Origin of the sequence: Stutzerimonas stutzeri (genome assembly GCF_000935215.1) — a bacterium.
Classification (GTDB): domain Bacteria; phylum Pseudomonadota; class Gammaproteobacteria; order Pseudomonadales; family Pseudomonadaceae; genus Stutzerimonas.
In genome coordinates, this window is sequence record NZ_JXXD01000068.1 from 45,680 (window position 1) to 55,980 (window position 10,301).

Genomic DNA, 10,301 nt, shown 5'->3' on the forward strand with positions numbered 1-10,301 from the left:
TCATGAGCCCGAATATCAGCCTCCAGCGCAAGTTCGTCTCTCCAGAAATCATCTTCGGTGCCGGCTGTCGCCACAGTGTCGGTACTTGTGCTGCCAACTTCGGCGCGCGAAAGGTGCTGGTGGTATCCGACCCCGGCGTCGTGAAGGCGGGCTGGGTGGCTGACGTGCAGGCCAGTCTCGACCGGCAGAACATCGAACACTGCTTGTTCACCGGCGTTTCACCCAATCCCCGTTGCGAAGAGGTGATGCTCGGCGCCGAGCTGTATCGCAGCGAAGGCTGCAACGTGATCGTCGCGGTAGGCGGTGGCAGCCCGATGGACTGCGCGAAGGGCATCGGCATCGTCGCGGCGCATGGGCGCCATATCTATGAATTCGAAGGGGTGGATACGCTGCGCGTGCCCAGCCCACCGCTGATCCTGATTCCAACGACTGCCGGTACCTCAGCGGATGTCTCGCAGTTCGTGATCATTTCCAACCAGGAAGAGCGGATGAAGTTCTCCATCGTCAGCAAGGCAGCCGTGCCGGATGTCTCGCTGATCGACCCGGAAACCACGCTGAGCATGGACCCGTTCCTTTCCGCCTGTACCGGCATTGACGCGCTGGTGCATGCCATCGAGGCATTCGTGTCGACTGGTCATGGGCCGCTGACCGACCCGCACGCGCTGGAAGCCATGCGACTGATCAACGGCAATCTTGCGCAGATGATCGCCAATCCGGCGGATATCGCGCTGCGCGAGCAGATCATGCTCGGCAGCATGCAGGCCGGGCTGGCGTTTTCCAACGCGATCCTCGGTGCGGTGCATGCCATGTCCCACAGCCTCGGCGGCTATCTCGATCTGCCCCATGGCGTTTGCAACGCCGTGCTGGTCGAACATGTCGTCGCATTCAATTACGACGCCTCGCCGGACCGCTACCGCAAGGTCGCTGAAACGTTGGGCATCGATTCGCGCGGGCTGAATCACCGTCAGGTTCGCGAGCGCTTGGTGCAGCATCTGATTGATCTCAAGCAGCAGATCGGCTTCCGCGAAACGCTCAGCCTGCACGGGGTGAACCTTTCCGATATTCCGTTCCTGTCGCAACATGCGATGCAGGACCCCTGCATCCTGACCAATCCACGCTCGTCGACGCAGCGGGACGTCGAGGTCGTCTATGCCGAAGCCCTCTGATGACCAGCATCAGGCCCTGGCGCAACTGCTCGGCTTCGGCAGCCATTCCGCACGCAAGAGTCACTACCCTGAACTGGTGGCGCGCCTGGAAGAGCTGGAAGGGGAGCGCAATCGCTACAAATGGCTGTTCGAGCACGCCGTGCATGGCATCTTCCAGGCCAGCCTCCATGAAGGCATTCGAGCCGCCAACCCAGCCTTGGCGCGCATGCTCAATTACGACACCCCAGAAGAGGCGCTGTGGGCGCTGACCGATCTGTCCCATCATCTATTCATCGGCGGTGAGGAGGAGCTTCGGCAGATCCGCCATACCCTGAGCCAGCAACATGGCCTGTTCGGCTACGAGACGCGCCTGCGCCGCAAGGACGGCAGCGCCATCTACGTGATCATGAACCTGCTGCTCAAGCCGGACGAAGATGGTCTGGTGGAGGGCTTTGTCGCCGACGTGACCGAGCGCAAACTGGCGCAGTTGCGCCTGTTGCAGCTCAACGAAGAGCTCGAGCAGCGCGTCGCCGAGCGCACCTGTGAACTGCGTGAAGCCCGCGATGCGGCGGAAGCTGCCAACCTGAGCAAGGACAAGTACCTCGCCGCAGCCAGCCACGACCTGCTGCAGCCGCTCAACGCCGCGCGCCTGCTGATCTCGACCTTGCGCGAACGCAAATTGCCGCAGAACGAGTTGCACCTGGTCGAGCGGGCCCACCAGGCCCTGGAAGGCGCCGAAGACCTGCTGACCGATCTGCTCGACATCTCCAAGCTCGATCAGGCCGCGATCAAACCGGATATCGATATCTATTCGCTGGACGATGTCCTGCTGCCGCTGGTGTCGGAGTTCCAGTCGGTCGCTGCTGCCGCAGGGTTGCAGTTGAAGCACTACATCCCGCGAGTTGCTATCAAGACCGATTTCCGCCTGTTGACGCGAATTCTGCGAAATTTCCTCAGCAATGCCTGCCGTTATACCGATCAGGGCTGCGTGCTGGTAGGGGCGCGCATGCGCGCCGGGGCGCTGCGTATCGAGGTCTGGGACACCGGCCGGGGCATCCCTGAGGAGGAGCTGCAGTCGATCTTTCTCGAATTCAACCAGCTCGGGATCGGTCGATCCGCGAAACGCAGTGGAGTAGGGCTGGGACTGGCCATCGTCGACCGTATCGCCAGCATGCTCGGGTACCAGGTGCTGGTGCGCTCGAAACCGGGGCGTGGTTCGGTGTTCAGCATCGACGTGCCGCTGGCCGAAGCGATGCCCCGCGAGCGGGTTGCGGCTCCGGCAGTCGTGCCGCAGCTGGGCGATCCGCTGCCCGGGCGGCGCCTGCTGGTGATCGACAACGAGGAGAGCATCCTGCTGAGCATGGCTGCCTTGCTCGAACAGTGGGGCTGCACGGTGGTGACTGCCATCGACGAGCAGAGCGCATTGACGGCGCTGGATGGAGTCGCGCCGGACGCGATCCTCGCCGATTACCACCTGGATCACGGGCTGACCGGCTGGGACGTCGTGCTCGCGGTGCGCGGACGCTTCAACCAGGCGCTGCCGGTGGTGATGATCACTGCCGATCGCAGCGACCAGTGTCGCCAGCAGCTGCACGGCTGCGGCGTGCCGGTGCTGAACAAACCGGTCAAGCCCGGCAAGATGCGTTCGGTGCTCAGCCATCTGCTCGCCGGCAATGGCAATGGCAATGGCGGCGGACAGGATTCGGGCTGACACGATCTGGATCAAGTTCTACCGGGCGCCGGCTCGGCTAGACTCCTCTCCATGAAAGCCCATCTGCGTCTGCTACTCGTCCTGTTGATCAGCCTCGTGCTCCCCGTGAGCAGCATGGCTGCGCTCGAACAGAGCGCAGAACCGTGCCAGATGCAAAGCGACATGGAGAGCTCGGGGCATCTCGCACACCAGGCTGAAGCTCAGGAAGAGGATGCGCATTCGCACGAGGGCAATCCACTGTGTGAAAGCGGCCACCAGTGCAAGACCGGCAGCATGTTGCAAGCGGGCATAGCGCAGCCGCATCTGACCGCCTCGCTGCCGCAACTCGCAGTTCATTACCCCGAGTTCTTTCCCGCCCGCTCCAACGCCGACGTCTGGCGCCCTCCGCGTTACTGATTCCATCGCTGACCTGACTCGCCCCACGCTCATGCGTTGAGGCGCTGTAGGCATGCCGTTGCGGTATGCAGGAAACCGAGGAATCCAATCCATGATCTCCCGATTGATAGGGAAATACCGGCCGTTCGCGGGCGTGGTGTTTGTCGCCGCGTTCGGCCTGCCCGGCGCAGCCACCGGGCTGACATTCGACGATGCCCTGAGCCTCGCGCAACAGCAGGCGCCGTCGCTACGTGCCGAGGCATCGAGGCTGCAAGCCGCGCGTAGCGAAGCCGTCGCTGCGGGCGAGCTGCCCGACCCGAAACTGCTGCTGGGCCTGCAGAACGTGCCGATTGAGGGAGCCGAGCGCTGGAGCCTCGATGAGGACGGCATGACCATGCGCATGGTTGGCCTCATGCAGGAAGTTCCGAACCGCGACAAGCGCAAGGCACGCAGCGATGCGGCACAGGCGTCTGTCCAGCGCGCAGGTGCCTCTCGCGAGGTGGAAGCCCTCAGGGTGCGTCTGGCGACTGCCCAGGCGTGGATCGCCACCCACGCGGTGGAACGCAAGATCCAGCTGTTCGACCAGTTGTTCGAGGAGAACCGCCTGCTCGCCGAAGCAATTCGGGCGCGTATCGCCGGCGGGCGAGGGCAGCTGACCGACAGCGTCGCGGCGAAGCAACAGGCGGCGTTACTGGCTGATCGCCAGGACGAACTGGAGCAGCAGCGCCGCCAGGCACGCGCGGCGCTGGTGCGCTGGGTTGGCAGCGATGGCAATCGACCGCTGTTCGGCGAACCGCCGCGCTGGGCGATTGCCCCTGAACAACTGGCGCAGCGGGTCGGCCAGCACCCGCGACTGACCGCCTATGCGCCGATGACCCAGGTGGCGCAGGCACGCATCCGTGAGGCGACCGCCGAGAAACAGGTCGACTGGAGCTGGGAGGTCAGTTACCTCAAGCGCGGTCGCGAGTACGGCGACATGGTCAACCTGCAGTTCAGTTTCGACCTGCCGGTGTTTCAGCGCTCGCGGCAGAACCCGCGGATCGCCGCCCGTTACGCCGAGCTTGAACAACTGGAAGCCGAACGCGAAGCCATGACGCGCGAATTCGTGGAGCGGCTGGACGTCGAGCTGGCCGAGCTGGATCGCTTGCAGCGCGCACTTGAACGCAGCGCAGAGGTGCTGCTGCCGCTGGGAGAGGAAAAGGTGGAGCTGGCGATGGCCGGCTATCGCGCCGGGATCAGCGAACTGGAAGCGGTGCTGACAGCGCGCAACGAACTGATCGAGACGCGCCTTGAACACATCGACCTGCAGGGGCTGGTAGCCATCGCGGCTGCGCGCCTGCACTTCGCTTACGGAGAAGCCAGATGAGCCGGAATGTTCTCGCAAGCGTCACCCTGGCCGGGGTTACGGCGCTGATCGGCGCGGGTGCCGGCTACTGGCTGGCCAGCTCTGATGACCAGGTTTCCGAACCAGTCGCATCCGCGGTCGAGAGTGACGCCCAGGTGCTGTACTGGTACGACCCGATGGTGCCGCAGCACCGTTTCGAAAAGCCCGGCAAGTCACCGTTCATGGATATGGACCTGGTGCCGCGCTACGCCAATGAGGACGGCGATGTCGCCACCATCAGTATCGATGCCGGCATCACGCAGAACCTTGGTATTCGCCTGACAACCGTCAGCCGCGGACAGCTGGTGAATGTGATCGAAGCGGTCGGCTTGCTCGAATACAACGCGCGTGATGTCGCGCTGGTTCAGGCTCGAGCCGGCGGGTTCGTCGAGCGCGTCTATCGGCATGCGCCAGGCGATGTGCTGGACAAGGGCGCAGCGCTGGCCGACCTGCTGATTCCCGAGTGGTCGGCCGCTCAGGAGGAATACCTGGCCCTGCGGCGAATCGGCGAACCAGCGCTGCTGGCGGCCGCACGGCAGCGCCTGCGTCTGGCCGGCATGCCGGCATCGACCATCAGCCAGCTCGAGCGCAGTGGCAAGGTCAACGCGTCCATTACCATTTCCACCCCGATCGGCGGCGTACTGCAGGAGCTGGATGTTCGCGAAGGGATGACGCTTGCGGCCGGTGCGCCGCTCGCGCGGATCAATGGGCTGGACAGCGTCTGGCTGGAAGTGGCGGTGCCAGAGGCGCAGAGCCAGGGTATCCGCGTCGGCCAGCGCGCCACTGCGCGGCTGCCGGCGCTGCCGGGCCAGCTCATCGAGGGTGAGATCACCGCGGTGCTGCCAGAAGCCAATGCTGCAAGCCGTACCCTGCGTGTGCGGGTAGAGCTGCCCAATCCGGACGGACTGCTGCGGCCCGGGCTGACGGCTCAGGCCAGCCTGGCCGGTGGCGACGATGCGTCGGTTCTGCTGATTCCCGGCGAGGCGGTCATTCGAACCGGGCGTCGCAGCCTGGTGATGCTGGCCGAGCCCGGCGGCCGCTATCGTCCGGTGGAAGTCGAGACCGGGCGGGAGAGCGGCAGCCAGACTGTCATCCTCCGCGGCCTGGAGGAAGGTCAGCAGGTGGTTGCGTCCGGCCAGTTCCTGCTGGACTCCGAAGCCAGCCTGCGCGGCATCGTCGCGACGCCCGCGACCAGTGATGTGCAGCACGACCACGACCATGGCCATGCTCAGCCGGCCCCGACGCTGCATGAATCCGAAGGCCGCGTCATGGCACTCGCCGATGCCCGCGTGAAGATTGCACACGGCCCGTTCCACACGCTTGGCATGCCCGGCATGACCATGGCGTTCGCGGTGGCCGATGCGGCATTGCTGCAGGACATCGAGGTCGAAGACCGGGTCCGTTTCGCCGTTCGGGAAACCGATGCAGGCCTGCTGGTCGAGCGAATTCAGCCGCTGGAGAAGCAGCCATGATCGCCGCGCTGATTCGCTGGTCCGTCCTCAATCGGTTCCTGGTGCTGATGGCGACATTGCTGATGACTGCCGTGGGCATCTGGGCAGTGCGTACCACGTCGATCGACGCGCTGCCTGACCTGTCGGACGTGCAGGTGATCATCCGCACGCCCTATCCGGGGCAAGCGCCGCAGATCGTCGAGAACCAGGTGACCTATCCACTGACCACCACCATGCTTTCGGTGCCTGGGGCAAAGACGGTGCGCGGCTATTCGTTCTTCGGCGACAGCTTCGTCTATGTGCTGTTCGAGGACGGTACCGATCTCTACTGGGCGCGTTCGCGGGTGCTGGAGTACCTGAGTCAGGTGCAGAGCCGGCTGCCCGCCAGCGCCAAGTCATCTCTCGGGCCGGACGCTACCGGCGTCGGCTGGATCTATCAGTACGCGTTGGTCGACCGCCGCGGCACGCACGATCTCGCGCAACTACGCAGTCTGCAGGACTGGTTCCTCAAGTACGAACTCATCACGCTGCCCAACGTGGCCGAGGTGGCGACCATCGGTGGCATGGTCAAGCAGTATCAGGTCGTGCTCGATCCACTGAAGATGGCCAGCCTTGCCGTCACCCAGGCGCAGGTCATCGAGGCCATCGGCATGGCCAACCAGGAAACTGGCGGCGCAGTACTCGAATTGGCCGAAACCGAATACATGGTCCGCGCCTCCGGCTACCTGCAGACGCTCGAGGATTTTCGCCAGATTCCACTGCAGCTGAGCGCCAGGGGCGTGCCGGTCACGCTGGGCGATGTGGCGCATATCCAGCTCGGCCCGGAAATGCGTCGGGGCATCGCAGAGCTCGACGGGGAAGGGGAAACGGTCGGCGGGGTGGTGATCCTGCGCAGCGGCAAGAACGCGCGAGAAACCCTGGCCGCCGTACACGCCAAGCTCGAAGAGCTGAAAAGCAGCCTGCCCGAGGGTGTCGAAATCGTCACCACCTACGACCGCAGCGAGCTGATCGACCGCGCGGTGGAGAACCTCAGCTTCAAGCTGCTGGAGGAATTCGTCGTCGTCGCACTGGTGTGCGGCATCTTCCTCTGGCACTTGCGCTCTTCGCTGGTGGCGATCGTCTCGCTGCCCATCGGCATATTGATCGCCTTCGCCGTGATGCGTTACCAGGGCATCAACGCCAACATCATGTCGCTGGGCGGTATTGCCATCGCCATCGGTGCGATGGTTGACGCGGCGGTGGTGATGATCGAGAACGCGCACAAGAAGGCCGAGGCCTGGCGCCACGCCAATCCGGGCAAGGAGCTGGAGGGTGAAGAGCACTGGCAGGTCATGACCAGCGCAGCGCAGGAGGTCGGCCCGGCGCTGTTCTTCTGTCTGCTGATCATCACCCTGTCGTTCATTCCGGTGTTCACCCTCGAAGCGCAGGAAGGCCGTTTGTTCGGCCCGCTAGCCTTTACCAAGACCTATGCCATGGCCGCAGCGGCGGGGCTTTCGGTGACCCTTGTGCCGGTGCTGATGGGCTACTGGATTCGCGGCAAGCTGCCGGACGAGTCGCGCAATCCGCTCAACCGCGGGTTGATACGGGTCTACCGCCCTGCGCTGGATGCGGTGCTGGATTACCCGAAATTGACCATTGGCGTAGCCGTGTTGATCCTGGCTACCACGCTGTGGCCGATGTCACGCTTGGGCGGGGAGTTCCTGCCACCGATGGACGAGGGTGATCTGCTTTATATGCCTTCGGCGCTGCCGGGGCTGTCAGCACAGAAAGCCGCGCAGCTGTTGCAACAGACTGATCGCATGATCCGCACGGTTCCGGAAGTCGAAACTGTGTTCGGCAAGGCCGGCCGCGCCGAGTCGGCGACCGATCCGGCGCCGCTGGAGATGTTCGAGACCACCATCCGTTTCAAACCGCGGGAGCAGTGGCGCGCCGGCATGACGCCGGAAAAGCTGATCGACGAGCTGGACCGGGCTGTGCAGGTGCCAGGCCTGACCAATATCTGGATTCCGCCGATCCGCAATCGCATCGACATGCTTGCCACCGGCATCAAGAGCCCGATCGGTGTGAAGATCGCCGGCGCCAATCTGGAGGAGATCGACCGTGTCAGCCAGGAGGTCGAGGCCGTTGCCAGAAAGGTGCCGGGTGTCAGTTCGGCGCTGGCCGAGCGCCTGGTCGGCGGGCGTTACGTCGATATCGATATCGATCGTCAGGACGCCGCCCGCTATGGGCTGAACATCGCCGATGTGCAATCCATCGTTTCCAGCGCCATCGGTGGCGAAACCGTCGGTGAGACCATTGAGGGCCTTGCGCGATATCCGATCAGCGTTCGCTACCCTCGTGAATGGCGCGATACCCCCCAGCGGCTGGAGCAGCTACCGATCCTCACGCCGCAGGGCAGCCAGATCACCCTGGGCAGTGTGGCGCGAGTGCGCATCAGCGACGGTCCGCCGATGCTGCGCAGCGAGAATGCACGGCTGGCGGGTTGGGTCTACGTCGATGTGCGCGGCCAGGATATCGCGTCGGTCGTCGCCGATCTGCGCGATGCGGTGAGCAGCGAAGTCAGCCTGCTGCCCGGCATGAGCCTGGCTTACTCGGGCCAGTTCGAGTTTCTCGAGCGCGCCAACGAGCGCCTCAAGCTGGTCGTGCCCGCGACATTGCTGATCATCTTCTTCCTCCTCTACCTGACCTTCGGCCGGCTGGATGAGGCGGTGCTGATCATGCTGACCCTGCCGTTCGCGCTGACCGGCGGCGTCTGGTTTCTCTACCTGATGGATTACAACCTGTCGGTGGCCACCGGCGTCGGCTTCATCGCACTGGCGGGAGTCGCTGCGGAGTTCGGCGTGATCATGCTGCTATATCTGAAGAACGCCTGGGCAGATCAGCAGCGCGACGGGCTGAACGGCGAGGCCGCGCTGTGCGAAGCAATCCGCGAAGGTGCGGTGCAGCGGGTACGCCCGAAGGCGATGACCGTTGCAGTGATTGTCGCCGGTCTTTTGCCGATCCTGCTGGGGGCGGGCACCGGCAGCGAAGTGATGAGCCGCATTGCGGCGCCGATGGTCGGCGGCATGCTGAGTGCGCCGCTGCTGTCGCTGTTCGTCATCCCGGCCGCCTATCGTTTGATGCGCAGGCCCAGGAGAGGAACACAGGCGCGGTAGGCTCGGCTACATCAACAATAGGAGGAAGGAGTAGCCGAGCGACCCGAGCAGGAATGCACCGAATCGGCTGTTCCTTTCCGTCGGCAGCTCCTCCTTCAGGACGTTGAGGATGATCGCGCCGGCGATGAAGGCGGTTACGGCCGACACACCCAGCTCCGAGAGCTCGATGACCGAGCCGAACGCCCAGCCGATCAGGGTTGACCCCGCCAGGATCCAGCGGCCGCGTCGGGCAAACAGGTCTTGGTGATCATGCTGAAGGGCCACGTCGTTGACCATGAAATGCAGCGACATGGCCACGGTGTACCAGACCAGTTCCAGCGCCTGGCCGGAATCCCGGTTGGCGAGGATATGGCCGATCAGTGCGTTGTAGCCGGCAAACGCACCTATGTGCAGCCAGAACACGCCCGCGTGGGAAGGTGCGCCTTCAGGCCGCTCGTCGCGGTGCTGCTTGATCAGCCGCTCGAGCCCGTAGAAGCAGACCAGGCCGACCAGTGCCAGCAGATAGGCATGGTGTTCCAGGTAGCGCAGCGGGTGGAACCCGCTATCCTCCATCACCCTCTGCCCATCGGCCAGCTCGGGGAGAAGGTGGACGAAGACATAGGCAACGGCGACGCCGCCGGCTGCGGATAGCCAGCGGCTACGCGGTAACTCGTGGAGTTTGCTCAGTCTGCCGGCCAGCATATGAGTGGCCGTCAGCACCAGTGCGGCGATCAGGGTAAGCATGGGAAATCCAGGGAAATGGCCATCTGGTTTGTGACTTTGGCCGTTCATCGGCGTTCAGCATGCAATTCGTCGGCAGAGGGGATGGACTTATGATCTCGATCAGTTACCTGCGTCGTGATCGGCCAGGCCGATGATTTTTTTGATAGAGTTCGCTCCTGAAAAAGCGAGCAGCCAGCCAGCTTTTAGTACGGTCAATGAGGTGTCTGCTTGATTAGGGTGCTGGTGGTCGATGACCACGATCTGGTTCGCACGGGCATCAGTCGCATGCTGGCGGACATCTCCGGTCTTCAGGTGATAGGCCAGGCGGATTCGGGGTTTGGGGAGCAATGGAACCAAAAACCAACGTAAGCTCTGAAT

The 10,301-nt window shown here is 63.8% G+C and carries 7 protein-coding genes and 1 pseudogene; 7 read left to right on the plus strand and 1 reads right to left on the minus strand.

The features are described 5' to 3' along the window. Positions 1-2 precede the first annotated feature (2 nt). The 6 genes from ercA to LO50_RS08865 all read left to right on the plus strand — a co-directional run bounded on the left by ercA (position 3) and on the right by LO50_RS08865 (position 9,221). Positions 3-1,166 (plus strand): alcohol dehydrogenase-like regulatory protein ErcA, encoded by a 1,164-nt coding sequence (gene ercA, locus LO50_RS08840; RefSeq protein ID WP_023446617.1) that lies wholly within the window; start codon positions 3-5, stop codon positions 1,164-1,166. Then, the gene (locus LO50_RS08845; RefSeq protein WP_044314745.1) at positions 1,150-2,856 is read left to right on the plus strand and encodes a PAS domain-containing hybrid sensor histidine kinase/response regulator; all 1,707 of its coding nucleotides are present in this window, start codon (positions 1,150-1,152) and stop codon (positions 2,854-2,856) included. Before ercA ends, LO50_RS08845 begins: the two co-directional genes overlap by 17 nt. A gap of 51 nt (positions 2,857-2,907) precedes the next feature. Further along, a complete protein-coding gene (locus LO50_RS08850) occupies positions 2,908-3,252 on the plus strand; it encodes a hypothetical protein (protein ID WP_044314746.1) in 345 nt (114 codons plus the stop codon). 91 nt (positions 3,253-3,343) lie between these two features. After that, the gene (locus tag LO50_RS08855; RefSeq protein ID WP_044314747.1) at positions 3,344-4,597 is read left to right on the plus strand and encodes a TolC family protein; all 1,254 of its coding nucleotides are present in this window, start codon (positions 3,344-3,346) and stop codon (positions 4,595-4,597) included. Beyond that, positions 4,594-6,087: an efflux RND transporter periplasmic adaptor subunit gene (locus tag LO50_RS08860; RefSeq protein ID WP_044314748.1), complete on the plus strand. Its 1,494-nt coding sequence runs from the start codon at positions 4,594-4,596 to the stop codon at positions 6,085-6,087. Before LO50_RS08855 ends, LO50_RS08860 begins: the two co-directional genes overlap by 4 nt. After that, positions 6,084-9,221 carry an efflux RND transporter permease subunit gene (locus tag LO50_RS08865; RefSeq protein WP_044314749.1) on the plus strand — a complete coding sequence of 1,046 codons (3,138 nt, stop codon included), beginning with the start codon at positions 6,084-6,086 and terminating at the stop codon, positions 9,219-9,221. Before LO50_RS08860 ends, LO50_RS08865 begins: the two co-directional genes overlap by 4 nt. A 6-nt stretch (positions 9,222-9,227) precedes the next feature. On the opposite strand, the gene LO50_RS08870 is transcribed toward LO50_RS08865, so the two are convergent. Beyond that, a complete protein-coding gene (locus LO50_RS08870; protein ID WP_014820262.1) occupies positions 9,228-9,944 on the minus strand; it encodes a membrane protein in 717 nt (238 codons plus the stop codon). Between the two features lie 207 nt (positions 9,945-10,151). On the opposite strand from LO50_RS08870, the pseudogene LO50_RS24640 reads away from it, so the two are divergent. Next, a pseudogene (locus LO50_RS24640) lies at positions 10,152-10,259 on the plus strand (DNA-binding response regulator); the annotation flags it as partial. Positions 10,260-10,301: the final 42 nt, after the last annotated feature.

What these genes read in the sequence shown, in the direction of transcription:
- ercA (WP_023446617.1), top strand. Translation starts at nt 3, where the DNA reads ATGAGCCCGAATATCAGCCTCCAGCGCAAGTTCGTCTCTCCAGAAATC.
- LO50_RS08845 (WP_044314745.1), top strand. Translation starts at nt 1,150, where the DNA reads ATGCCGAAGCCCTCTGATGACCAGCATCAGGCCCTGGCGCAACTGCTC.
- LO50_RS08850 (WP_044314746.1), top strand. Translation starts at nt 2,908, where the DNA reads ATGAAAGCCCATCTGCGTCTGCTACTCGTCCTGTTGATCAGCCTCGTG.
- LO50_RS08855 (WP_044314747.1), top strand. Translation starts at nt 3,344, where the DNA reads ATGATCTCCCGATTGATAGGGAAATACCGGCCGTTCGCGGGCGTGGTG.
- LO50_RS08860 (WP_044314748.1), top strand. Translation starts at nt 4,594, where the DNA reads ATGAGCCGGAATGTTCTCGCAAGCGTCACCCTGGCCGGGGTTACGGCG.
- LO50_RS08865 (WP_044314749.1), top strand. Translation starts at nt 6,084, where the DNA reads ATGATCGCCGCGCTGATTCGCTGGTCCGTCCTCAATCGGTTCCTGGTG.
- LO50_RS08870 (WP_014820262.1), bottom strand. Translation starts at nt 9,944, where the DNA reads ATGCTTACCCTGATCGCCGCACTGGTGCTGACGGCCACTCATATGCTG.